Consider the following 23,970-nt stretch of genomic DNA (forward strand, 5'->3'; position numbering starts at 1 on the left):
TCTGGAGCAACCCCCGCGCCCCGCGCCGGACCAGTCCGGCGCGGGCCGCGTGGCTGTCGTCGGTTCAGCAGCCGGAGTCGGCGATGACGAAGTAGCCCGGTGAGGTTTCCTGGAGTGTGTGCGTGACGGCGACGTTGTACAGGCCCATGTTCTGGTTCGAGCCGTCGGCGTAGGCGTAACCGCCGCTCTGGTGCGCTCGCCCGGCCTGTACCTGTGCGTAATTGCTGCCGGTGTAGCACTTGGGCGGGGCGCCTGTCGTCGTCGCGGTGGTCGGCGCGGACGAGGCGCCGGCGGCGCCGGAGGAGTCGACCGCGGCGACGGTGTAGCTGTAGGCGGTGCCGGCGGACAGGCCGGTGTCGGTGTACGCGGTGGCCGTCGCGGAGCCGACCTTCCTACCGTCGCGGTAGACGCTGTACGAGGCGGCGCCGCTGACGGGGTTCCAAGACAGGGAGGCGTTGGTGTCTGTGGTGCCGGTCACCGTGAGGCCGGACGGCGCGGGCAGGGAACCGGTGCCCTGGCCGCCGCTGCCGTCCAGGCCCCAGAACTTCGCGGTGTAGTAGCTGGAGCAGATGTAGTCGAGGTAGTAAGTCCCGGTACCGCCGCACTGGTCGCCGCCCGAACCGGGGTTCACCGCGAGGCCGTGCGCCATACCGGAGACCGAGAACAAGGCGACGGCGGGCTTGCCGGTGCTGTCGTCGTAGATGCTCTCGGTGGTGCCGCCGGTCAGGTTCTCGGTGCTGGAGGCCGACTGGCCGATGCCCCAGACGTCGGTCCACTGGTCGCGCAACTCGGTGCCGTTGGCCGGGATGACGGTGGTGTCGGACGACCCCTGCCAGACGGCGACACGCGGCCATGGGCCGGTGTACCCGGGGTAGGAACTGCGGACCTTGTCGCCCCACTGCTTCGGGGTGAGGTTCTGATTGGTGTACTGGCAGCCGGAGGCGGCCGACTGCGCGGTGGCGCACTGCGCGGGGATGCCGGAGTCGACCGAGCCGCCGGCGAAAACGTCGGGGTAGTCGGCGAGCAGGTCCGCGGTCATGCCGCCGCCGGCGGACAGGCCGGTGACGAAGATGCGGCTGCGGTCCGAGCCGTACTGCGCCACTGCGGTGTCGACCATCTGCATGATCGAGGCGGCCTCGCCCCTGCCCCGGGTGTCCTTGGTCGAGTCGAACCAGCTGAAGCAGGACAGGACGTTGTTGGCCGAACTGGTCTGCGGATAGATCACGGCGAAGCCCCACTGGTCGGCGAACTTCTGCCAGCCGGAGTTCGCGTGGTAGTCGCTTGCCGACTGGGTGCAGCCGTGCAGAGCGACGACCAGCGGTGCGTGGGTGGCCAGGTCGGTCGGCGCGTACTCGTACATCGCCAGATTGCCGGGGTTCGAGCCGAAGTCGGTGACCTGCTGGAGGGTGCCTGCGGCCGCCGCGCTCGATGCGAGGGGAGTGACGGCGGTCAGGGCCGCGGCAAGGGCGCTCAATACGGTCGCCAGTACTGCTCGTCGGAAGAATACTCGCCAGGTGAGGTGAGGCATGGTGCGACTCCGATGTGTGGTGGGGGAAGCGGGGAGAGCGCCGGCGCGGCGCTCGGCGATCCCGTCTCGCCCGGCTCCGTCACGCCTCCGGGCCCGCTGTCGTACCGACTTGCTGGAAGCCGAACGTACGACCGGTCGGTTCACCCGCGACATGTGGGGGACAGCCAGGACCGCGGTGCCCGAAGTGGCTCGCGCACCCATGGTGTCGACGGTGACGCCGCGACATGCGACGGACCTCGACCCCGGCTCCCTCGGGTGATGGCGACGAGCGGGCGTCGTGGTCGCCACGGCGCACACCGAGCCGGTGTGTCCTTCGACGGACGGGCCTCTCGAAACCTGATTGCGGACGCAGGCTGACTCCCAGCGTCCCAGCGTCCGAGCGCCCGGCGATCATCATGGTCACCGGGCGCTCAGAGCCGCCTACCACCGCCTTGCCCCGCGCCTATTCGCACGTCAGAGTGCAGGATCCGTAAGCGTGGTGCTCATCGGCCGCCGAAAGCCTCGGGCACGAGCAGCTTGGCGCCGGTCGCGGCCTGGACCGCGTCGGGCGTCATGCCCGGAGCCACCTCGATCAGGCGGAGGCCTTCCGGGGTGACGTCGATCACGGCCAGATCGGTGACGATGCGGTTGACCACACGGCGGCCTGTGGCGGGGAGGGTGAGCTCCTCGACGATCTTCGGAAAGCCGTCCTTGGAGCTGTGCTCCATGACCACGATGAGCCTACGGGCTCCGTGGACCAGGTCCATGGCTCCCCCCATGCCTTTGACCATCTTGCCGGGAATCATCCAGTTGGCGAGGTCGCCGCAGGCCGAGACCTGCATGGCACCAAGGACCGACACGTCGATTCGGCCGGCCCGGATCATGCCGAAGGAGAAGGCCGAGTCGAAGTAGGCGGCGCCCGGTACGACCGTGACCGTTTCCTTGCCGGCGTTGATCAGATCCGGGTGTTCCTCCCCATCATGGGGGTAGGGACCGACACCGAGGATGCCGTTCTCCGAGTGCAGCACCACCTGAACCCCGGGGGGCAGATGGCTGGGGATCAGGGTCGGCAGGCCGATGCCCAGATTCACGTACTGGCCGTCGCGCAGTTCCGCGGCAGCACGGGCGGCCAGCCGGTCACGGTCGAGGGGCACGGTCAGTTCTCCTTCGTGGCGTCGGGGCGGACGGTACGGCGCTCGATGCGGCTGTCGGACGGGGCGGCGGCGACCACCCGGTCCACATAGACGCCGGGCAGGTGGACGGCATCCGGCGGCAGTTCGCCCGGCTCGACGATGCGTTCGGCCTCGGCCACGGTGATCCGGCCAGCCATCGCACACAGCGGATTGAAGTTGCGTGCGGCTGCGTGGAAGACGAGGTTGCCATGCCGGTCCGCGACCTGAGCGCGTACGAGGGCGAAGTCGGCGGTGATGGCCTCCTCCAGCAGATACCGGCGATCCCCGAACTCCCTGACCTCTTTGGGCGGAGAGGCAATGGCAATCGAACCGTCGGCCGCGTAGCGCCAGGGCAGCCCCCCCTCCTCCACCTGGGTTCCCACACCGGCCGGGGTGAAGAAGGCCGGGATACCTGCGCCGCCCGCGCGCAACCGCTCGGCAAGGGTGCCTTGCGGAGTCAACTCCACTTCCAGCTCGCCCGACAGGTACCGGCGGGCGAACTCCTTGTTCTCGCCGACATAGGACGAGATCATCCGGGTGATCCGGTCGGCGCGCAGCAGCAGGCCCAGGCCCCAGTCGTCCACGCCGCAATTGTTGGACACCACACGCAGACGACAGGTACCGGCGTCGGCCAGCGCGCCGATCAGTGTCGAGGGGATGCCGCACAGGCCGAAGCCGCCCACGGCGAGTGTCGAGCCGTCGGGGATGTCCGCCACCGCCTGGGCAACCGAGTCCACGATCTTGTCCATGAGATTGCCTTCCATGAGGGCTTTGTCGTTTCTAGGCCCATGCCAACTGGTTCAGCCGGAGCGCCAGTTGCAGCTCCAGCGCCCGTTCCGGGCTGTTCCAGTCCTCGCCGAGCAGGATCCGGATACGGTCCAGACGCTGCACCACGGTGTTGACGTGAACGTGCAGTTCGTCCTTGGCGCGTGTAAGGCTGCCACCACAGGCGAAGTACGCCTCCAGGGTGTGGACCAGATCCGTGCCACGCCGGGCGTCGTACTTCAGCAGCGGTCCCAGGGCGCTGGTGACATACGCCGCCACGTCGTGGCGGTCACCCAGGAGTACGCCGATGAAGCCGAGATCGGCGACGCATGCTCCGTCGCCGTCGCGACCGAGGGCTTGCAGGGCCTGCAAGCCGCGCACCGATTCGGCGTAGGCGGACGCGATCGCCCGTGGTCCTGCGGCGGGGCCGGCGGCCGCCACCGTGACCGGTGTCCCGACGAGATGGGTGAGCTGTGCGGCGGCGGCCTTGGCCGCGTCGCCGGGGGGCGTGCCGCGGTGGGGGGACAGCATTACCAGGGAGCCCGCGTACTCGGCGCTGATGCCGTCGCTGCCGAAGAGGTACTGCATGACGGCGCCGGCCAGCCTTTCACGGGAACCGGTGGTGCCTGCCGCCACCAGGACGAGGTGGGGGCGGTCCAGATCGACGCCGAGACGGCGGCTGCGCTGGGCCAGTCCAGCCGGGTCCCGGTCGGGAGCGGCGAGCAGATCGACGATCAGCTCACCTCGGACGCGGTTCTCGGCCTCGGCCACGGAGCGCCGGAGCAACAGGAGCAGGGCGGTGACGACGCTGGCGCGCTCGAACAGACGCCGGTCGGATTCCTCGATGCGAGGGCGGTTGTGAAGGACAAGGCTGCCCAGCACTTCCTGGCCGGCGAGAACGGCGCAGATCCAGCGATTGTCCCGGCACACGGCGCGGGCAGCCGTTCGGGAGTTCTCGGCCGCCTTCACCAGGGCGTCGGTGTCTCCCGCGTCCTCGGGGAAAATATCTTCGCCACGGCCGACGGGCGCAAGGGAACGGCCGTCCGGGTCATGGATGGTGACAACGCCGTCCAGGAGGCCGGAGATGGCGGCGGTCACGTCCAGGACGTCGCCGCCGCGCAACACCAGGTCGGTCAGGCGGTCGTGCGCCTCGGCGGCGCGTTGCATCGCCGCCGAGTGCGCCTGGATCAGGGCATTGGCCTCGGCCAGCTCGGCAAGGGCCGTACGAGTGTCGGAGATCGCCCTGGCCGTGTCGATGGCGATGGCGGCATGTGCCGCAAGAGAGCACAGCAGAGCCATTTCATCGGGACTGAAAGAACGTGGAGCCCGGTCGGCGGCGAACAGCACGCCGATGACCTTGCCGCCACGACCGCTGCTGGCACCGAGTAGCAGCGGAACACCGAGTATGGCGACCAGACCCTCGTCCAGGACGCCGCGGTCGATGCTGTCGGTGTGGCGGAAGCGCTGGTCGGTCCGGTAGTCGGGAGTGACGTAGGGGCGCGCGGTCTGGGCGACGAGTCCTCCGAGGCCTTCGCCGAGTTGCAGCCGCAGGTTCTGGAAGAGCGGGGAGACGGAACCGTCGGTGACCCGCATGTAGGTGTCCCCGGCCTCCTCGTCGGGGAGAGTCAGGTAAGCGGTGTCGGTGCCGAGCAGCATCCTGGCCCGGCGGACGATGGACTGGAGCACCGCGTCCAGCTCGCGAAGGGCGGCGAGGTCGCCGGCCGTGTCGAAGAGCGCCGTGAGTTCCAGTTCCCGGCGGCGGCGCTGGCGCAGGATCCGGTGGACGCGCACGGCCGTCTCGGTCGCCTGCTCGATCTCCGTGAGGTCTTGTGCGCCGACGCCGCCGGCCCGGGCTTTGGACGCGATGGCGGCGAAGGCGTCGGCAGGGGCGTCCTCGGCGAGAAGTTCGAGCAGTTGTTGTACGTGGCTGGTGGTGGATGTGGTCTTTTCAGTCATGAGGGGCACCATCTGGCCGGAGAGCAAGGTGATGGGAAGCCGAGGACCGGCTTCCCATCAGGGCGGCTCATTCAGTGGGACGTGGTGGCCGCGTCGCCCGCGATCGGCTGTGCCGCAGCCGCGGGTTCGGCCGTGATATCGGCCAGGTCGCGGCCGCGCGTCTCCTTCGCCGCTATCAGCGCGATCACGGTGAGCACCACAGCCGCGGTGACGTACACCGAGATCGGGGTGGAGGTGCCGTAGGACTGCAGAAGCGCCGTGGCGATCAGCGGGGCCGGAGCTCCTGCGGCCACCGAGGCGAACTGCGCACCTATCGAGGCACCGGAGTACCGCATGCGCGTGGCGAACATTTCGGAGAAGAACGCCGCTTGTGGGGCGTACATCGCACTGTGGAAGACCAGGCCCACGGTGACCGCGAGTACGAGTGCCGGAAAGGATCTGGTGTCCAGCAGGGCGAAGAAGGCCCACGCCCAGACACCCACACCGATCGCCCCCGCGAGGTACACCGGCTTGCGGCCGATCCGGTCCGACAGAGTGCCGAACAGCGGTATCAGGCAGAACTGCACCGCGGAGCCGATCAGTACGGCGTTCAGTGCGGCCTGCTTCTCGATCGCGAGGTGTTCCACGCAGTAGGCGAGGGTGAAGGTGGTGATCACGTAGTAGGAGATGTTCTCCGCCATCCGTGCTCCCATGGCCACCAGGATGTCGCGCCAGTGGTGACGCAGCACCGCTGGCAATGGAGGCTGTTCGGCCTTCTGTTCGCTCCTGCGCTCCTTGGCCTTCGCCAGAGCGTCTTTGAAGATCGGGGACTCATCGACGGACAGTCGGATCCACATGCCGACTGCGACCAGTACGGCGGAGAGGAGGAAGGGGATGCGCCAGCCCCAGGCCAGGAATGCCGCGTCGCTCTGGATTGTGGTCATCAGGGACAGGACGCCGACGGCGATCAGATTGCCCGCCGGGGCTCCGTTCTGAGGCCAGGAAGCCCAGAAGCCGCGGCGCCTGGCGTCCCCGTGTTCGGAGACGAGCAGGACCGCGCCTCCCCATTCGCCGCCGAGGGCGAAGCCCTGGATCACGCGGAGCGCGGTGAGCAGGATCGGTGCCGTGACACCGATGGTGTCGTAGCCGGGGACACAGCCGATGAGGGTGGTGGCACCGCCCATCATCAGCAGGCTGACGACCAGCAGCCTCTTGCGGCCTATACGGTCGCCGAAATGACCGAACACGAGGGCGCCCAGCGGGCGGGCCGCGAAGCCGATGGCGTACGTGAGAAAGGAGAGCAGAGTGCCCGTCAGCCGGTCGGAGTCAGGGAAGAAGACGCGACCAAAGACCAGGGCGGCGGCCGAGCCGTAGAGGAAATAGTCGTACCACTCGATGGTGGTCCCGACGAGACTGGCCGCGACCACCTTCCGCAAGGTTTTGGGTCCGGTCGGACTCAGAGGACCGTTCACGACGCTGTGAGCGTTTGACATGGTGTCACCGTCTCGGAGGTGGGTGAGTAGAGGGTTCTCCGGGCCTCGGAAACGTCGAGGAATGAAACGGGGGCCTGGAGGGCGGCGCTGCGATGCGTGGTGTTCGGCGTGCGTTGCCCCTTGAGTGGGCTGAGCGCCCGTCAGCGGGCGGTCCAGCCGCCGTCCACGGGAAGCGAGACTCCGGTGATGTAGCCGGAGTTCGGGGAGCAGAGCCACAGGACCGCTGCGGCTACCTCTTCAGGCTCGATCAGCCGCTTGATCTCGCTGCGCTCCAACATCACCGACTTCACCACGTCCGCCGCGGAGATGCCATGGGCGACGGCCTGGGCGGCGATCTGGTCCTCGACCAGAGGGGTGCGGACATAACCGGGATTGACGCAGTTGCTCGTCACCCCATGAGGAGCGCCTTCCAGAGCGGTCACTTTGCTGAGGCCCTCCAAGGCGTGCTTTGCGGCGACATAGGCGGACTTGTAGGGGCTGGCCCGCAGGCCGTGCACCGAGGAGATGTTGATCACGCGACCCCATCCGCTCGCGTACATGTGCGGCAGCGTCCGGCGCAGAATACGGAACGGGGCCTCCACCATGACCCGTTGGACCATGGCGAACCGTTCCGGCGGGAACTCATGAAGGGGCGCGATGTGCTGGAGTCCGGCGTTGTTGACCACGATGTCCGCGTCATCCGGCAGGGAGTCCACCGCAGCGGGGTGAGAGAGGTCGACCACGTACGCGGTGCCGCCGATCTCCTCCGCCACGCTCTTGGCCCCGTCAGCTGCCCGGTCCACCACATACACCCCGGCTCCGGCTTGTGCGAGAGCTGTCGCACAAGCCCGCCCGATCCCGCTGGCGGCGCCGGTGACCAGGGCCGTCCGACCGGCCAGAAACCGGACACCGGCTGACGGGGCGTCGCCGACAGCGCGCGGACCTGGGAGCCGGCTCACACTCTGAACTGAGCTCTGTGTACTCTCCATGGCCGATACGCTAGAAACAACGGCAGACAACTCACACGTGACCAACCGACATACTTTCCGACCTGACCATGGTGACTGCAACCATCCCTTGTTCTTCGCAGGAAGTCCCGGCCTTTGGACAGGGTGAGAACGCGAATCCTCGACCCGGAGGCGCCAAGCGCCGGAGGTCTCGGTGCCTGTGTGGTGACGGTCGGGCTGGGCGCTTCTGGTTCTCGGTGCGGTCCTCGACACGATGACGGGCGTACGCGCCGAGGTCGTCCCCGCGATGCAGCAGGCGTTCAGCGGCAAGACCTCTTTCGACAGCGCCCTGAAGGCGGCGGAGAAGGCGGTGACCGCCAAGATCCAGGACTACCGGAAGCAGGCAGGACAGTGACCACGACCGTGACCCCGCCCCGCACCTCGGCGGAATCGACCGAGCGATTCGCACAGGCTCCAGGGGACCCGTACCGCTAACGGCGTCTACCTCCGCCCCACCAACTGCGCCGCCGTCACCGCCGTGACCACGCATCGGATTTGTGTCGAGCACGTCAACGCACCGGCCTACTCGGCATCCTGTGCTTGGGCTTCCTTTGCCTGCTCCCACTTGGCGTGGCTGGCGGCCGCGGTTTCGGCCGTCTCCCGCTGCAGTGGCCGCCAACTGTTCGGTGTGCCGTACCTCCTGGGCCAGCAGTTCAAGGGCGGTGCGGCGCCGTGCGGCGGCCGCGTCCAGTGCCTGCACCAGCTCGCGCTCGGCCGGGCGGATGTCCTGAGCGGACCGGTTGTGGGTCTCCTGCAGCGCCTGGAGAAGGCCCTGCCACCTCTCGCGGGCCTGCTCCCACCCGGCGGGGGAGGGGAACCGGTCCCGTTCTACCGCGGCGGCGCTGACCCGGGCGTGAGCGCGCGCAGCCTTTCGCATGCCCGGTGCAATGCCTCCTGCGCCTGGTCGAGTTGCTGCTCCAGGTCGGCTACGTGCTGGAGCTGGGCGCGTTGGCGAGCACTTCGCCCGATGAACCGCGCCTGGTAGCCGGCCGGTGCGACCGCGGTCGCCACCGCGATCGTGACCTGATCGCCCGCCGAGGGGGCCAGGGGAATCGACCGCAGCAGTTGGTGGACCCGCTCGGGGGCGATCCGGCCCTGTGCGTCGGGCCGAAGCAATTCCGCCAGACTCGTCCCCGACGGCACCGCAGCCCGTGGCACAGGGTCACATCTTGCGCCACCGCCTGCCCGTCGGCGCGGACCAGTGTGTCCAGCAGACCACTGGACCAGCAGAGCACCCTCGAGGCGATCTCTGGCCTCGCCCGTCAGGTGTTCGGCGAAGTCCACCAGCGCCCACAACGGGGTGTCGTCCACGGGCTGCCGGCTGCGCCATAGCGGTGCGGGTGGCACCGGCGCCACCTGTCGGGCCTGCTCCAGCTGCTGTTCGAGGTCGCGGAGCGTCTCCTGTGCGAGTCCCGCCGTTTGGTCGGTGGCGTCCACTGCACGCTGTAGCCGTCCGGAGGCCGCTGCGTGCGCCCGCTCCAAGGACAGCTGGATATGCGCGACTGTCTGTGCGGCGTCGGCCGTAACCCCGTCCCCGGCCGGCTCCGGCACCATTCCGACGTCGATCAGGACGGCGTCATGCCGCCACACGCCGAACCAGGCCCTGCCACTGCTCCCAGGCCGCTACGACCGCCGATTGGGCCCCGTCTGCTGCCTCCTGAGCCTGCGCGACGGCGGCCTCCGCCTGCGCGACCTGCCGCCGGTGCATCACCGATGCCGACAAGGACTTCCCTGACCCGTTCGGCCCTGCGAGTGTCAGCCACCCGTCGGCGAAGAGCAGTTCCTCCTTGGCCCAGGCCCAGGAGTTCGCCACCCCGGCCCGCGTGGGCTGCCACCGGCCCTCCGTGACCGGCACCCCAGCCCGACGTCACCGGCCCCGACAGGTCTGTTTCCGGCGATCCTCACGCGTCCCCCTCACCGCGATCGGTAGCCGATGCGAGATTTCACCGAGGCCGCAGACGTTCCGCCGGGTGCCGGAGCGGATCAAGTCGCCGCGCGGTATCCGCTGTCGTGCGGCCCGGCTGCATTTCACCGGGCCGTGTGGCATGTACAGTCGCCCCGGTTGAGCAGTCGGGCGCGGTGCAGGGTGTCGCGCAGGGTGACCTGGGTCCACAAGCGGGTGACGTGGGTCCTGGAGCCGAAGAACCCGCTCAGGAGGATGCCGGCGCTCAGGTTCACGACCTCGTGCCACCAGCCGGCCGGCACATACAGCACGTCACCCGGCTCCAGGTCCATGAAGAAGTAGTCCTCGCTCGCCGCCGCGCCCGCCACGGACGCCAGTTCCGTGAAGCTCACCCGCGAGAGGCGGGCCCAGGAGTCGTACTTGGCGGACACCATCTCGGCACGTTCGACCGTCCCTGGGCGTGCGAGGAGGAAACGCTTCGTTCCGGTGATCTGCACGGCGCAGTTGTCCAGCAGGTCCTGATGCAGGCCCGTGCGCGCCCGGGCGGGCCCGATCCAGGCGCTGCGGGAGGTGACCGCGCCGCCGGGCAGGAAGTCCATGCGGCCCAGGCCCTCCTGCAGTGCCGGGAACTGCTTGAGCAGGTCGAACTCCTTGAGATAGAGCAGTTCGCCGTCCGGCTGGGGCGGCTCGGACAGTTGCCGCACATACGTACCCAGGTCAGTCCAGGTGAACGCCGTATGTGTGTTCTCGCGGTTGCCGCGGACGAGCCGGACTCTCAGTGAGGGGTCGAGGGAGGCGATGTAGGGGAGCGTCCAGGTGCCGACGGCGGGCCAGTCGGCGGCGAGCCCTCGGAAGACCGCGGGCTCCCGTCGACGCAGCTCCACCACCGGGTCGCCGGCGGCCGACGGCAGAGGGGGGAGGTCGATGTCATACGTCACTGGGATCGATCCTTCCGGGTCGGTCCGCCCCCCTGCGCGGCAGCAACGGCGGGTCGGTCGCCGCGCGCGGTGCGCTGTCGTATCGCGTCGCGTTGCTCCGTGAAGCGCCGTGCGGTGCGGTCGAGTTCATCGAGGTACGCGGCGAGCTCCTCGCGGGCGCGTTCGCCGTCGGGGCCGGACAGCGGGCGTTCGAAGATGTTCAGCCTGCGCAGCACGGGGAGGAGTACGTCGTCGTGGTGCAGCTGGGGGTCGTAGATGCCGGCCAGGGCGATCTGCGCAGACTTGCGGGCGAAGCCGTCCATGCCGTGGCCCGGCATCCGGAACGCCGTCACGACATTCGCGACCGCGCGCATGGCGACGTCCGGGGCAAGTTCGAAGAGCGCGTCGAGCAGGTCGCGGTAGAAGAGCATGTGCAGGTTCTCGTCCTGGGCGACCCGGGTCAGCAGCCGCTCACAGACAGGGTCGCCGGAGAGCCTGCCCGTGTTGCGATGCGCCACCCGGGTGGCGAGTTCCTGGAAGGACACGTACGCGATCACCTCGGCCGCGGAGGAGTGGTGGAGCTCGAACCCGCCGCCCATGTGAGCCATCCGCGCGCGTTCGAGAGCCACCGGGTCGACGGCCCGGGAAGCCAGCAGATAGTTCCGGATCACCTGCCCGTGACGATCCTCCTCGGCCGTCCAGCGATGCACCCACGTGCCCCAGGCTCCGTCGTGGCCGAAGTGCTCCGCGATGATCCGGTGGTAGCTCGGCAGGTTGTCCTCCGTCAGCAGATTGACGACCAGCGAGACGCGTACGGCTTCCGGCAGCATGGACTGTTCCGGCTCCCAGGGTTCTCCGGAGAGCACCCCGTCGAAGTCGCGGCCGCGACTCCAGGGGACGTACTCGTGCGGGAACCACTCCTTCGCGCCGGCCAGATGCCGGTTCAGACCGGCCTCGGCCACGGGTTCGAGGTCCATGAGCAGTCGGATGTCCGGGCTTGGCACAGTTGTCATTCGGCTTCCTGCGGCAGTGAGGGGAATCGACACCCGCGGGTGTACGCGAGTAGCACCGAAATCCGACCGCAAGGGAATGCGACTCGGTTCGACCGCCGCTCGGACAATACTCTCGATCGGCCGGCGAGCCGACAAATGTAACCGGTGTCACATGCGGGTTTACATGGCCGGTAAAGAGCAGATTTCGAGGATGAACCACGCCTTAACAAACGGTGTACAAACCCAATGTGACTACCTTTTTGTCTTCCCTGGGCGAGTGGCTGGGCTTAATAATTCCGGCATCCGAAGAACCGATCCGACGGAGAAGTGCACAATGACCCTGCTCCCTCCCGTGCGAACACCTCACGACCGTTCCGGAGCAGACCTGGAGTCCCCGGACAACTCCGTAGAGACGCGTTTCCTGAGGCTGGACGACGTACCCGCACTCCTGGTCCTGGAGCAGACCAAATGGGACCGCCAGCAGGCAGCCGACGGACCTGAGTTGGCAGCGCGAATACAAGCGTATCCCCAGCTCAGTGTGGGTGCTTTCGACCGGTCCAGCGGTGCAGCGCTGACCTCGCTCTTCATGAAGCCGATCACTGCCGCGCAGGTACGTGCAGCAGCCGACTGGGCCGGCTGCGCCCGCGCTGAGTCAGATTCTCCACACACAGGGAACTCATTGTTCGGAATCAGCCTGACCAGCTTCGATGCTGACTCCGTGACGGATGTCTTCGAGTTCTTCTGGCCCTACGCCTTGAAGCACGGATGGCGTGACATATATCTGGGTTCACCCATGCCGGGACTTCGGGCATGGAGGAAAAGGAATCCTGAACTCCCAGTCGACGTGTATATGCGTGAGAGGCGTCACGGCATGCCCCGCGACCCCCAGTTGCGCTACTACTACAACAAGGGATTCAAAGAAATCGTCGCCTGCAAGCCCGCATATTTTCCGCACCCTGCTTCACTCGACTACGGAGCGGTGATCCGGGGACGCATTCCACTGTCCGCCGCTGCACCGCTGTGGCGTCACGTGCCGCTACCGTGGCTCAAGCAGCTGCGGCATCTGCTCTTCCGGATCGTGCGTACCTCATGAGCGCGGTCCGCACCGTTGTCATCGGGGCGAGCATGGCCGGTCTGCTGACAGCGGCGGTTCTCGGGGCGGCAGGCCGGACGGTCACCATCCTCGAACAGGAGTCGGATCAGAGCCTCGGGGACGGTTCCCGGCTGCCCGCACCGCGCAACGGAGTTCCGCAGGGCAGGCAGCCGCATGTGCTGCTGCACCGCGGCCTGTGCGCGATCGAGGAGTTGCTTCCTGGGCTGCGCGCGGAGTTGGTCGCGGCGGGCGGTGTCCCGCTGGACACCGGCAATCTCGCCTGGCTCGGCGAACGAGGCTGGGCCCCCTTCGGCACGCCGGCCTTCGAACTGGTCTCGGCCACGCGTCCGTTGGTGGAACATCTCGTCAGACAGCGGGTACTGGCCCTCCCCGAGGTGAGCATGCTGACCGGGATCCGGGTCAGCGGCCTGGCCCGCGAACCTTCCGGAGACGGCTGGCTCGTCCAACGCGCTGACGGCCCGCCCTTGACCGCCGACCACGTGGTGGACGCGTCCGGTCGCGCGTCCAGGCTGCCCCAGTGGCTGGCCCAACTCGGCTACGGGCAGGTGCCCACCGCGACGGTCGACGCCCGGTTCGGATATGCCAGCCGTGCATATGCCGCACCGGCCGACATCCTCGGCGGTGCGGCGGGGATCCTCGTGCTGCCGACCCGTCAGGTTCCGGCCGGGGGAGTGGCGCTGCCCGTCGAGGGCGGCCGTTGGCTGGTGGCCGCTGTGGGCGCCGGCGATCACCGCCCGCCCCGGGATCCGGAGGGCTTCGACGACTTCCTGAAGCGGTTGCGCGACCCCGCACTCGCCGATCTCGTCGCCCGGGCCCGGCCCGTGACCGAGGTGGCGGTACACCGACGCACCGGCAATGTGCGCCGTCACTACGAACGACTCGCGCACTGGCCCGTCGGCCTGCTGGTGACCGGGGACAGTCTGTGCGCGTTCAACCCCGTGTACGGCCAGGGCATCACGGTGGCCGCTCTGCAGGCACTGCAGCTGCGACAGGCGCTGGCCCGGGGTACCGGTACCGGCTGGGAGCGCCGGCTGCTGCGCCGGCTGGTCCGTACCGCCGACCTCTCCTGGGCGATCGCCACCGGTGAGGACCTCGGCCACCTCGGGCCCGACCGGCGGCCCGGTGTGGTGGAGGGGCTGTTCGGCCTCTGGTCCGGGGAGATCGACCGGCTCGCCACCCATGGCGACATCCGTGCCCAACGCGGGCTCGACCGCGTCTACCACCTCATGGCTCCGCCCACCTGCCTGCTCCATCCCCGGCTGATCGCCGCTGCCATCCGCGCTCGGCTGCTGGGGCTGCCCGCCGCGACACCCCGGCCGCCCCTGGCCACCGACCGCACGCCGCAGCCCTGACCCTGGACACCTCGCCGGGCTGTCTCCCGACTCACGACCCACCGGACACCCCCGCCCGCCGCCTTCCCCAAGGAGAAGCATCCGATGGACATAGCCGTGACAGGGCTCGGCGCCACGACCCCCCTGGGTGGCGACGTGCCCAGCACCTGGTCGGCGCTGCTGGCCGGCGTCTCGGGGATCTCCCTGATCGACGAGGAGTGGACCGAGCGGCTTCCGGTGCGGATCGGGGCCCGGCTGCGGGTGGACCCGACGGCCGTACTCGATCGCGTGGAGGCTCGCCGTCTGGACCGGTGTGAGCAGGTCGCCCTGATCGCCGCTAGGGAGGCATGGGCGGACGCCGGCCGCCCCGAGGTCGATTCCTGCCGATTGGCAGTGGTCATGGGTACCGGCACCGGCGGAGTACTGACGTTGCTGGGGCAGGACGACGTCCTGGAGCGCTCCGGAGCCCGGCGGGTCTCCCCAAGGGCGGTAACCATGCTCATGAGCAACGGCCCGGCGGCTGTCGTCAGTATGGAGTTGCAGGCACGGGGCGGTGCTCACACACCGGTCAGCGCATGCGCCTCCGGCGCCGAGGCCATCGCCCTGGGCATGGATCTGATCCGGCTCGGGCGCGCCGATGTCGTGGTGGCGGGCGGCGCGGAGGCCTGTCTGCATCCCCTGCCGCTCGCGGGCTTCGCCCAGGCGACCGCGCACTCCACCCGCAACGACGCTCCGGAACAGGCGTCCCGGCCCTTCGACCGGTCCCGGGACGGCTTCGTCATCGGTGAGGGCTCGGCTGTACTGGTCATGGAACGCGCCCAGTTCGCCGCGGCCCGCGGCGCCCACGTACATGCCCGGCTTGCCGGGTCTGGCGTCACCTCCGACGCCCACCACATGACCGCCGGACATCCCGAGGGCCAGACCCGCGCCATGCGGCTCGCTATCGCCGACGCCGGACTCGCCTCCCGGGACATCGACCTCGTCATGGCGCATGCGACCGCCACTTTGCACGGAGACCTGACCGAGGCCCGTGCCATCACCGACGTCGTCGGCGCCGAACCGCCCGTCACGGCGACCAAGTCCATGACCGGCCACCTCTTCGGCGCGGCCGGCGCCCTCGGTGCACTCGCGGCCGTCCTCTCCCTGCGCGAGCAGGCCATGCCACCGACGATCAATCTCGACGAGCAGGACCCCCGGATCGACCTCGACATCGTGACCGGGGAGCGACGACGGGGTCCGTTTGACGCCGCCATCGCGAATGCCTTCGGCTTCGGCGGGCACAACGTCTGCCTGGTCATGACCCCTTGAGGAGCGGAGGACGGGGCCGGCCTGACCACCCGGACCGTGCTGAGAAACCGACGGTGGGCAGTGCGGACGCGGCGGCCCCGTGCCGGAGACAAACTCGCGTGCGGCATCTGCGCCGATGGACCGGCACGGCCCTCCAGGGCTCGGTGGGTGAAGAACATGCACCTGTCCAGGGGCCCGCCAATGATTTCGGTACACCGTCGAAATCATTGGCGGGCCCCTGGACAGGCACGGTGCCGACGGCCCACCGCCCGTACGTACAAGCGCACCGCGCTGCCCGGATCAGTGTGGCTCATGTCTGGGTTCACCTCCGGAACGATCACAGAGGAGTTCGCCGGACCCACGGGCTTGTGCACCGCCACCCCTGTACGGATCGGAATCTGGCACAACGCCTGCCGGTGGGGGTCCGCGTAAATACGTAAAACGACTACGTAACTTCACCGCGGTAATCGTGAACCGCTCCGGGTCTGATGGAGTCGACGGTGTGCCCGATGCAGTGGTGGAGGCGATCCTGGCGGGCTGGTGGTCCCGCGCATCGGCCTCGACCGGCCCGGCGTCTCTGCACCGGCTCAATTCGTGGAGTTGGAGGCCCGGCCGGCCGCAGCCGACAGGACAAGCGGCGGCACGCCCGAGCCCCTCACCTCAGGCGCGGAAGCAGCACGAGCAACTGCTGTACATGAGCGAGGCGCCTCCTTCGGGCAGCCCGGTGGAGTCGTGCATGCTGACCACCTTCAGCGAGCTGAGGTCGAGGTCGTCGAGGTTGAACTCGTCTTCGACGGTGCTGGTTTCGAGGATCTGGGGCATGGAGCTCTCCTTTCGTCTCGCCCGGACACGAGGTGTCCGGACTCTTCACAGGTAGACGTCACGTATGCCCGACGAATGGGTCCGGCCAAGGGGTGACATTTAACGGCCACTGTCCGGCTCCTGAGTTTTGTTCGACATCAGTAGAAGTACTGAATCGGTTACGCAATCAGCGGATGAGCCGGATACGTGTGAGACGTGCGTATGACATTAGGCATTTCTACTGATGCGGCCGCGCCGGTCGGCGGCAAGTGTCGCCTTCCAAGATCCGTCCAAGATCCGTGACGCCGTGCGCTGAATGGCACTCACCGACCGGCAGGCTGAGGAGGCTGGATGACTGACACGACAGTCGGGTTGGCGAATGTGCCCGTCGACTCTCCAGGAGCGGTGACAGTGGCGCCGTACGCGCTGGTCCGAACCGTGGCGCTGTCTGCTCCGGAGCCTTCCCCGAACGCGACCGTGTACCGCGAGTGCGTCGGACGGCTAGTCGAACTGACCCTCTGGTGCGAACGAGTCAGACGTGAGCTTGGCGACACCTTGCACGACCGTGCCGGCGCCGCACCAGGAGATGTCCGTAGCCGGGTGCTGGTGCCGTTGCGACGGGACGTCTACAACCGGCGATCACCGCGCGGGACACTGCGGACTGCCCTTGCAGATCTGAACCTACAGCTGCCTTTGCTGGACGCCTGGTTGTCCGCACGTGACGAGATCGACCGGATCGGTGACCAGCTCGACGTACTTGCCGGGTCGGCTCTGCGGACGGACCGTAGTGCGCTGGCCAGACTCTGCCAGAGCGAGGATTTGCAGCGCGCCGTTGCGCTGATCAGCGAGGATCTGCAACGCGCGGTGCAGCGTACGGCTGCCCAAGGTGATGAACCCGACAAACAGGCCCGTAAGTCCGAGGCCACAGTGCTGCGGTACGCGATGCGCGCCGTCACCAAGACGAACCCGCTGTCCTGGTTCTCGCACGTTGGTTGGGGCCGATGGCAAGAAGACCCTCGCGGACACGATCCGCGTCCCACCGATCCGTTCGCTGTGGCCCAAGTGCAGCGGTATTTGCTGGACGCCCTGGTCCAGGCAGTTCTCGAGCGTCAGGAGGTGCGCTCCATACTGGACTACCGGCTCGCTCCCGGCCTGCGCTCCGACGGGGCGCAGCTGTTCTACCGTCGACCATCTCCGGTTGACGACGCTCCCCCCGGCTTGGTCCGCGAGGAGCAGATGGCCTCGCCGCTGACCGCACCGCTGCGCCTTGTGCTTGCCCGTGTCGGGGTCGGCGGCGCATTGCGGCCGCACGACCTCGCCGCCGGTATCGCTTCCCGGCTTCCCGGCTCGCCGGAACAGGCTGAGCGCGCCGCGGTGGCCTACGTGACCGCGCTTATCGACCAGGGGTTGCTCCAGCCGGCGTCTCCGTTCGATCCTCAGGCGGAAGACGTCGTCCGCGAGGCATCCCGCTGGTTGATCGGCATCGGGTTCATCGAGCTGGCCGGGATCCTTGCCGACATCGCATTCGACACCGAGAGGTACGCGCAACTTCCCGCCAAGTGCCGACCCCAATGCCTGGCCCGGATCCGGTCCCGCTGGTCGGCGGCGTTCTCGCTGCTCGGGGTGACACCCAAGGGCCCCAGGGTACCGCTCACCGAGGATGTCGCCATTCCCGCGGTGATGGCGCTCGGTGCCGGTCACGGCAGCAAAGCCCTACCTGACATTGCCAGACTCGGCCCCCTGTTCGAACTGTTTGACGGGTACGCAGTGGTCCGCCGAATGACACGGGACCGGTTCGTCGCACGATTCGGCGTCGGCGGGATCTGTGACTCGCTTGCCGATTTCGCCGACGAGATCGCCGAGATATGGGAAGAATGTGACGAACTGGACGTGGACGGCACGTTCCCCGGCCCCGAAGACCGGCAGCCTGTCAGCCGCCAGGTGCGCGATCTGCTGAGTCTGCGCGCCGAGTTGGCCTCCGCCGTTCCGGTCGCCGGAGTGGACGGCGAGGTGGTGCTGCCGGAGAAGCTGGTCGATGATGCCGGACGCAGAACGCCTTCCTGGCTCGGTCAGCGGCCCGCCTCGTACGGGGTGTTCGTGCAGCCGGTCCAGGACGGCGTCGTCACCCGCCTGTGCGTCAACCATGTCTACGGTGGTTGGGGGCGCTACACGAGCCGATTCCTCGACTATTTGGACCCGAGCGCGAAGCAGGAAGTGTCGGCGCAGATCGCCGGAGCACTCGGCGAGGGGGAACGGGTCGCCCAGATCCGCCCGGTGGGCGGGTTCAACGCCAATCTCCATCCTCGACTGGTGGCTGACGAGGTATCCGAGGCTGCGGCCTGGGCGACGCTTCAGCCGGAGCATCTGCAACTGGTCCACGACACCGGCAGCGACGAGTTGCGGCTGCGTGTCGCCGCCACGGGCGAGCTGATCAGTGTTCTGTACCTGGGCTTCCTCGTGCCGTTCGTGCTGCCGGGCCGCTGGATGCCGCTGGTGAACGATCTGGGGTCGGGCTACGTGTCCCTTGGGAAGCTGGCGCCGAGCCGGGAGTGTGAGACCGCCATGGGCCGGATCCGGTACCGGCCCCGGTTGCGCTACCGCGATGTGATCCTCTCCCGTGCCCAGTGGCGGCTTCCAAGGGAGATGGTGCACGCCTGGCGTGCCGAGCTGGACAAGGGGTCACCTGTGCAGGTGGCGTCCCGCTGGCGGGCCCTGCTCGGCATCCCCGAGCACATCTTCGTCTCTGCAGCAGCTCCCGAGGACGCCGCCGGGACGAGCGCGCTCATGTCCTACTTCGCACAGCCCAAGTCCCAGTACGTGGACCTCGGTAGTGCCCTGCACCTGCGCTGCCTGTCGCGCACCCTGGCCCGCTACCCCGACAGTCTGATCATCGAGGAAGCCCTGCCAGTGCCGGAGTCCGGCGCGCGCACCGTCGAGATCGTTACCGAAACCTATCGGAGTCACCCGTGACACCTGCATCCCCCCTGGCGGTCGACGTGGCCTGCTACTACCACACGGCGGAGAAGGTACCCCTGCTCTACGACGCCGTCTTGCCGGCCGCACGCCAGGCGCAGATGGCGGGGCTCGATGTCCACCTGGAGCGACACTGGCTGCACGGCCCCCATCTGCGGATCAGGATGACCGGTCGGCGGGACCAGGTGAGCGAGGCGGCCGAGGTGGCAGCCGAAACGCTGCGCAAGCACCTCGCATCGCGGCCCTCCGAATCCGATCAGGACGCCTCCGTGCTGTTGCGGGAGGCGGTACTGCGCGGCCGTGCGGATCTGGTGGCGGGGCCCTACGAGCCGATTCATCCGAACAACTCGGTAAGGATCGAGCCCGCAGACGAAAGTCATGTTCTTCATCTGCTTGGTTCTCCCGCCGCCGTGGTCTGCCGTGCGAACCTTTTGCGCGCGGGAATGGAGCCCGTGGCCGAGTCCGCCCAATGGCTGATCGAACACGGCAATTCATCGACGAACAGAGTGTGGCTCACGGTCACCGCCATGGCGGTCCACGCCTCCGCCTACCCGCTCGGTCTTTTCGGCGGGAGCCAGTCGTTCCGGTCCCACCTGGAAGACTTCCTGCATCTGAACGACTCCGACGGAAAGCTGCGGAGCCGCTTTGACCACGCATGGCGGAGCCGGACGGAGCAGATCACCGACCATGTCGCCCGGATAACCACCGTCGAGGGATGTGCCGAAGACCCGATCGCCCCGGCCTGGAACAGGTGGGTCAAGCCCGCGTTGGCGGTCTGCACGTCCGCGTTCGAGCGGGGCGAACTCCCGCTCGTCCTCGGGAATGGGTACACGGAGCAGGCGCGGGCTATCGGTGATCCGGAGACTGTCCGTCGCTGGGATGAGCAGATGCGGACCAGCTACAGCCCCTACCACACCGAACTGAGAAAACTCGACTTCCTGAACATGCCTGGCATGGCGGAGAACTTCGGGCCGTACCGATTCGCGACCAACATGCTCTACCTGCTGCTGGCGCTGTGCGATGTCACGCCGCTCGAACGGTATCTGGCCGCCTATCTGTTCAGCGAGGCCGTCCAACGCCTCACCGGGATCACCTGGCAGGAAAGCCTGGCAAGGCATGTGGCAGCTTCGACAGGCACCGGCGCGACGGGAGGGCGGACACGATGACCAACGCGACCGTGAATCGTACCGCGGTGCTACGCCTGCGCCCGATCGTGCACGCCAGCCCGGTTCCCGACGGGATCCACGTGCGGGGGGCGCAGTCCAGTTTCACCATGAACGGCGCTGCGGGACTGTGGCGGCTGTGGCAGGCAGTCTCGGTGGCCCTGGCAGACGGCCGCTCTCACGAACAATTGCTGGACATCGCCCCCAGCCCGGCGGTCCGGACCGCGATTGTCACGCTGACACAGCAGTTGCGCGAACACGACATGCTGGTCGAAGTACCCCCGGGCTGGGGTGATTCCGGCGACCCCGCCGGACCCCCCGCACGGATCGCCAGTTGGCTGGCGGCCGTCGCACCGGACCCCGTCGGCGCCTGGGAGCGGATCCGCTCCGAAGGGGTCTTTGTCGCAGGGAGTGGCCCGGTCGCCGCCGCTGCTGCCCGGGCCCTCACCGGTGCCGGGGTGCAGATCCTCGTACCGGACGGCCGCAGCCAGGAGTCGGCCACCCCCGTCCTGCTCTCCACCGGCGAGGTGTCGGTGGCGGCATCTGTCGGCGGCGACGTCGGCTTCGTCACCCCAGCGGGAACCATGGTGTCGGTACACCGCGACGCCGAGGCGATCACCGACCGGATCGGGCTGTCCGCCGGGCTCCCCTCCCCAGCTGTCCTGGCCGCGCTGGTCGGCGGCGCCGCAGCACATCGTCTGGTGTGCGCGATCGCAGGCCTGCTCGACCCCGGTGAAGACACCTTCGCCGCCTCGCCGGCAGCGCCGTCCACGCTCGGTTACCCCACAGCCCTCATCGCCCGCCTCGATCCACTGCGCGCCGAGTACCACCCGTGGCTGGTCTCCGGAGAGGCCAAGCCGTTCGTAGGCGGACCGGCCGATCGGGACACTGTGCTGACCCAGGTCGAGGCCCTGAGTGACCCCGAGACCGGCGTGCTGCCAGTGCTCGCAGTCGACGACCTGCCGCAACTGCCGGCCGGATTGGCACAGTGCCGCATCGGCGATGCGGTCGTCTGCGGCATCGGCACCGATACCGCCACGGCTCGGCTGAACTGCGCCATGGGTGCCGCGGAGCACCTGACCGTCCTGGACCGTGGCGCCCCCGCCGTGGTGGGTGCCGGCACCAGGCACGCCGAGGGCGTCCGGCTGCGCCGTCTGGTGCACACACACCACCCTCGTCCGGAAGGCACGGTGGAGGAGGAGTGGGCGCTGTCCCCTGATGCCCGCCGCTGGTTCAAGGCGGTGACGCTCCGCTTCGGCGTCCAAGCGGACCTTCGAATAGACCAGCTGGCTCCTGGCGCCTACCACGCCGAACTGCGGAGCGAAACCGCGCTGTTGGGATGGGCTGTGGAAGGCACCGCAGCAGACGCGGCGGCCTTCTGCGCACTGGCGGCAGCAGGGACGCTGCAATGGCGGGCCGTCGGCGGTGATCCGGCGGCAACAGTGCATCCACCCTGTGGCGCCGTTCCGGTGCCCGCCATGGACACGTCGGACTCCGCGCCTTGGCAGAAAGATGCGTGGATCTGGCCCGCAGCCGCGTTCGAGCGGGAAGACACGCTGCAGCATGGGCTGCGTCGACTGCTCGGTGCCCGAGCACCGTCCGCCACGCCGGTGGCACCGAACAGTGGCCTGACCCGGGCGCTGGCGGTCGCCGGGTTCGTCACCCTGGAGGTGTCGCCGTGACCGGTACCGTTCAGGATACGGCGCAGTTGGGCGGCCTTCTCGCCACCGCGATGGCCGACGCCGGGCTGCCGTGGCCGGTGATGGATCTCAATACGGCTCTGGCTGCCACCGGACCCGTCGCGGTGGTGGCACTGGACGACTGGACCCCCGATCAGGCCGTAGCCCTGTCCGCCCACGCCTGGCGGACCGGAATCACGCTGTTGCCGGTCCGGGTCGACGGATCCACAGCACTGGTGGGGCCGCTGTTGCACCGTGGTGCTCCGGCCTGCCTGGGCTGTGTCGAGGTGGAACGACTCGCGACCATCGGCGGCCGTACTCCGAGAAACCAGGGTGATCTGCTTCTCGGCGGCGTGTCCGCACCGACCGCGATGCCCCTGCTGGCAGCCCTCGTCGCTGATGCCCTCGCCGACCCCGCCCGCTCGTCGGGCACCATGTGGGCGGTCCGCACACACGACGGGACCTGCTCCACCCATCGGGCCAGGCCACGCCGCGGTGGCTGCTCGATCTGCGGGCCGCTGCCCGAGGACACACCGGAGCGTGCTCGATTCGTCCCTGCCCCGCGACCGCTGACCGATCCCTACCGGCTACGTCAGGACAACCCAGCCACGACGCAAGCACGGCTGAGTGCCGCATTGCACGACTGGCGGCTGGGCCCCGTGGCGAGTCTGTCCCGCCAGGAGAAGTACCCACTGGCCCTCGCCCAGGCTGCAGTGGTCGGCGACTGGGAGCAGCGCGACGGCGGATACGGTCGCGCGCTGACCTTCGCCGACGCTGAACGAATCGCGCTGTTCGAAGCCGTGGAGCGGATGACCGGAATGGTCCCGCGTGGCAAACGCACCGTGCTGCGCGGCAGCTTCGCCGAGCTCGGACCGCAGCGCGCGATCGATCCCGCTCAGCTCGGGCTGCACGAACCGCACCTGGAGGAACTGCCGGAGTTCCAGATCGCCCGCTACACCCCGGACATGGTGACGACCTGGGTGTACGGCTGGTCGATGGGCCAGGACCGAGCGCTGGCAGTGCCCGAGGAGATGGCCTACTGGGGCCTTCCCCAAGGGCGGGCCGGTGGAGACTCGCCGAAATTCGTCCTGGACAGCTCCAACGGCTGCGGTCTCGGCAACAGCCTCGAGGAGGCGGTGCTCTACGGCCTGCTCGAGGTCGCCGAGCGGGACGCGTTCCTCATGGCCTGGTATGCGCGCACACCCCTGGCTCGGGTCGCGCCGCCTGACGACGACCCACTCGTGAGCCACTCGGTCGATCGCCTCGATGCCCTCGGCTACGACCTGTTGCTCTTCGACTCCAGCAACGACTTCGGCGTTCCCGCAGTGGTATCCCTCGTGCTCTGCCGTGACCCTGAGTCCGCTGCCCCGCAGGCGTTCTTTGCGGCCGGAGCCCATCCAGATCCCCGGGAGGCCATCCGGTCCGCCGTCGTCGAGGTGGTCGTCAACCTGGAAGTCACGGCGGAACAGGCACGTATGTCGCCCGACAAGTTCGACCGGGACCGACTGCGGCGGATGCTGGACGAGCCGCAGCGAGTGGCCCACATGGAAGACCACACCGGGCTGTTCACACTGCCCGAAGCCCGTTCCCGCTTCGAGTTCCTGCTGGCCGACAAAAGGCCACCCCGACCCTGGCACCAGATCTGGCCCGGAAGGCCACGACCTGTGCCGGATCTCGGAGTTCTGCTGACGGAGATGGCTGCCCACGTCGTACGAGTCGGCATGGACGTCGTCGTCGTCGACCAGACGGACCCGGTCGTGCGCGACGCCCTCGGCCTGCAAGCTGCCAAGGTGCTCGTGCCCGGAGCGCTGCCGATGACCTTCGGTCATGTCCACCGCCGCACCCGCGGTCTGCCCCGGCTGCTGGATGTGCCGTGGCAACTGGGCCGCCTGCCCGCCCGCCCCCGCTACGAGGACCTGCCTTTCGACCCTCATCCCTTTCCCTGAACGGGC

At 68.5% G+C, this 23,970-nt stretch carries 19 protein-coding genes; 8 read left to right on the forward strand and 11 right to left on the reverse strand.

Going from position 1 to position 23,970, the window contains the following annotated elements; translation table 11 throughout:
* Window positions 1-64: 64 nt before the first annotated feature.
* From ACWC09_RS27265 to ACWC09_RS27290, 6 genes are all read right to left on the reverse strand, one after another.
* Window positions 65-1,528: an extracellular catalytic domain type 1 short-chain-length polyhydroxyalkanoate depolymerase gene (locus tag ACWC09_RS27265; RefSeq protein WP_450853353.1), complete on the reverse strand. Its 1,464-nt coding sequence runs from the start codon at window positions 1,526-1,528 to the stop codon at window positions 65-67.
* A 482-nt stretch (window positions 1,529-2,010) separates the two neighbouring features.
* Window positions 2,011-2,661, reverse strand: coding sequence for a 3-oxoacid CoA-transferase subunit B (locus ACWC09_RS27270; RefSeq protein ID WP_450853354.1), 651 nt, complete (start codon window positions 2,659-2,661; stop codon window positions 2,011-2,013).
* A gap of 2 nt (window positions 2,662-2,663) precedes the next feature.
* Window positions 2,664-3,428, reverse strand: a complete 765-nt coding sequence (locus tag ACWC09_RS27275; protein WP_450853438.1) for a CoA transferase subunit A — start codon at window positions 3,426-3,428, stop codon at window positions 2,664-2,666.
* Window positions 3,429-3,459: 31 nt separating this feature from the next.
* Window positions 3,460-5,400 (reverse strand): helix-turn-helix domain-containing protein, encoded by a 1,941-nt coding sequence (locus tag ACWC09_RS27280; protein ID WP_450853356.1) that lies wholly within the window; start codon window positions 5,398-5,400, stop codon window positions 3,460-3,462.
* A 71-nt stretch (window positions 5,401-5,471) separates the two neighbouring features.
* On the reverse strand, window positions 5,472-6,872 hold the full coding sequence (locus ACWC09_RS27285) for an MFS transporter (RefSeq protein WP_450853357.1): 1,401 nt from the start codon (window positions 6,870-6,872) through the stop codon (window positions 5,472-5,474).
* A gap of 140 nt (window positions 6,873-7,012) precedes the next feature.
* Window positions 7,013-7,840: a 3-hydroxybutyrate dehydrogenase gene (locus ACWC09_RS27290; protein ID WP_450853358.1), complete on the reverse strand. Its 828-nt coding sequence runs from the start codon at window positions 7,838-7,840 to the stop codon at window positions 7,013-7,015.
* Between the two features lie 232 nt (window positions 7,841-8,072).
* Here ACWC09_RS27290 and ACWC09_RS27295 point away from each other — a divergent pair, with 232 nt between their 5' ends.
* Window positions 8,073-8,213 carry a hypothetical protein gene (locus tag ACWC09_RS27295; RefSeq protein ID WP_450853360.1) on the forward strand — a complete coding sequence of 47 codons (141 nt, stop codon included), beginning with the start codon at window positions 8,073-8,075 and terminating at the stop codon, window positions 8,211-8,213.
* Window positions 8,214-8,686: 473 nt separating this feature from the next.
* On the opposite strand, the gene ACWC09_RS27300 is transcribed toward ACWC09_RS27295, so the two are convergent.
* The 4 genes from ACWC09_RS27300 to ACWC09_RS27315 form a co-directional block, all read right to left on the reverse strand.
* Window positions 8,687-8,974, reverse strand: a complete 288-nt coding sequence (locus ACWC09_RS27300) for a hypothetical protein (protein WP_450853361.1) — start codon at window positions 8,972-8,974, stop codon at window positions 8,687-8,689.
* A gap of 460 nt (window positions 8,975-9,434) precedes the next feature.
* The gene (locus ACWC09_RS27305) at window positions 9,435-9,671 is read right to left on the reverse strand and encodes a hypothetical protein (protein ID WP_450853363.1); all 237 of its coding nucleotides are present in this window, start codon (window positions 9,669-9,671) and stop codon (window positions 9,435-9,437) included.
* Window positions 9,672-9,886: 215 nt separating this feature from the next.
* Complete coding sequence (locus tag ACWC09_RS27310; protein WP_450853365.1) at window positions 9,887-10,699, reverse strand: cupin-like domain-containing protein; 813 nt, start codon at window positions 10,697-10,699, stop codon at window positions 9,887-9,889.
* On the reverse strand, window positions 10,696-11,691 hold the full coding sequence (locus tag ACWC09_RS27315; RefSeq protein WP_450853367.1) for an acyl-ACP desaturase: 996 nt from the start codon (window positions 11,689-11,691) through the stop codon (window positions 10,696-10,698). The genes ACWC09_RS27310 and ACWC09_RS27315 overlap by 4 nt, the downstream gene beginning before the upstream one ends.
* Window positions 11,692-12,004: 313 nt before the next feature.
* On the opposite strand from ACWC09_RS27315, the gene ACWC09_RS27320 reads away from it, so the two are divergent.
* The 3 genes from ACWC09_RS27320 to ACWC09_RS27330 all read left to right on the forward strand — a co-directional run bounded on the left by ACWC09_RS27320 (window position 12,005) and on the right by ACWC09_RS27330 (window position 15,423).
* The gene (locus ACWC09_RS27320; RefSeq protein WP_450853368.1) at window positions 12,005-12,763 is read left to right on the forward strand and encodes a hypothetical protein; all 759 of its coding nucleotides are present in this window, start codon (window positions 12,005-12,007) and stop codon (window positions 12,761-12,763) included.
* On the forward strand, window positions 12,760-14,136 hold the full coding sequence (locus ACWC09_RS27325; protein WP_450853369.1) for an FAD-dependent oxidoreductase: 1,377 nt from the start codon (window positions 12,760-12,762) through the stop codon (window positions 14,134-14,136). Before ACWC09_RS27320 ends, ACWC09_RS27325 begins: the two co-directional genes overlap by 4 nt.
* Window positions 14,137-14,220: 84 nt before the next feature.
* The gene (locus tag ACWC09_RS27330) at window positions 14,221-15,423 is read left to right on the forward strand and encodes a beta-ketoacyl-[acyl-carrier-protein] synthase family protein (protein ID WP_450853371.1); all 1,203 of its coding nucleotides are present in this window, start codon (window positions 14,221-14,223) and stop codon (window positions 15,421-15,423) included.
* A 639-nt stretch (window positions 15,424-16,062) separates the two neighbouring features.
* Here the strand turns inward: ACWC09_RS27330 and ACWC09_RS27335 are convergent.
* A complete protein-coding gene (locus ACWC09_RS27335) occupies window positions 16,063-16,224 on the reverse strand; it encodes a thiazolylpeptide-type bacteriocin (RefSeq protein ID WP_450853372.1) in 162 nt (53 codons plus the stop codon).
* 330 nt (window positions 16,225-16,554) lie between these two features.
* On the opposite strand from ACWC09_RS27335, the gene ACWC09_RS27340 reads away from it, so the two are divergent.
* Genes ACWC09_RS27340 through ACWC09_RS27355 form a run of 4 tightly spaced genes read left to right on the forward strand, consistent with a single transcriptional unit; the run spans window position 16,555 to window position 23,964 of the window.
* Window positions 16,555-19,173 carry a lantibiotic dehydratase gene (locus tag ACWC09_RS27340; protein WP_450853373.1) on the forward strand — a complete coding sequence of 873 codons (2,619 nt, stop codon included), beginning with the start codon at window positions 16,555-16,557 and terminating at the stop codon, window positions 19,171-19,173.
* A complete protein-coding gene (locus ACWC09_RS27345) occupies window positions 19,170-20,342 on the forward strand; it encodes a lantibiotic dehydratase C-terminal domain-containing protein (RefSeq protein WP_450853374.1) in 1,173 nt (390 codons plus the stop codon). The genes ACWC09_RS27340 and ACWC09_RS27345 overlap by 4 nt, the downstream gene beginning before the upstream one ends.
* Complete coding sequence (locus ACWC09_RS27350) at window positions 20,339-22,021, forward strand: hypothetical protein (protein ID WP_450853375.1); 1,683 nt, start codon at window positions 20,339-20,341, stop codon at window positions 22,019-22,021. The genes ACWC09_RS27345 and ACWC09_RS27350 overlap by 4 nt, the downstream gene beginning before the upstream one ends.
* Window positions 22,018-23,964 (forward strand): TOMM precursor leader peptide-binding protein, encoded by a 1,947-nt coding sequence (locus ACWC09_RS27355; RefSeq protein WP_450853377.1) that lies wholly within the window; start codon window positions 22,018-22,020, stop codon window positions 23,962-23,964. Before ACWC09_RS27350 ends, ACWC09_RS27355 begins: the two co-directional genes overlap by 4 nt.
* The last annotated feature ends 6 nt before the right edge of the window (window positions 23,965-23,970 follow it).

The sequence above is a fragment of the Streptomyces sp. NPDC001617 genome (assembly GCF_053596855.1).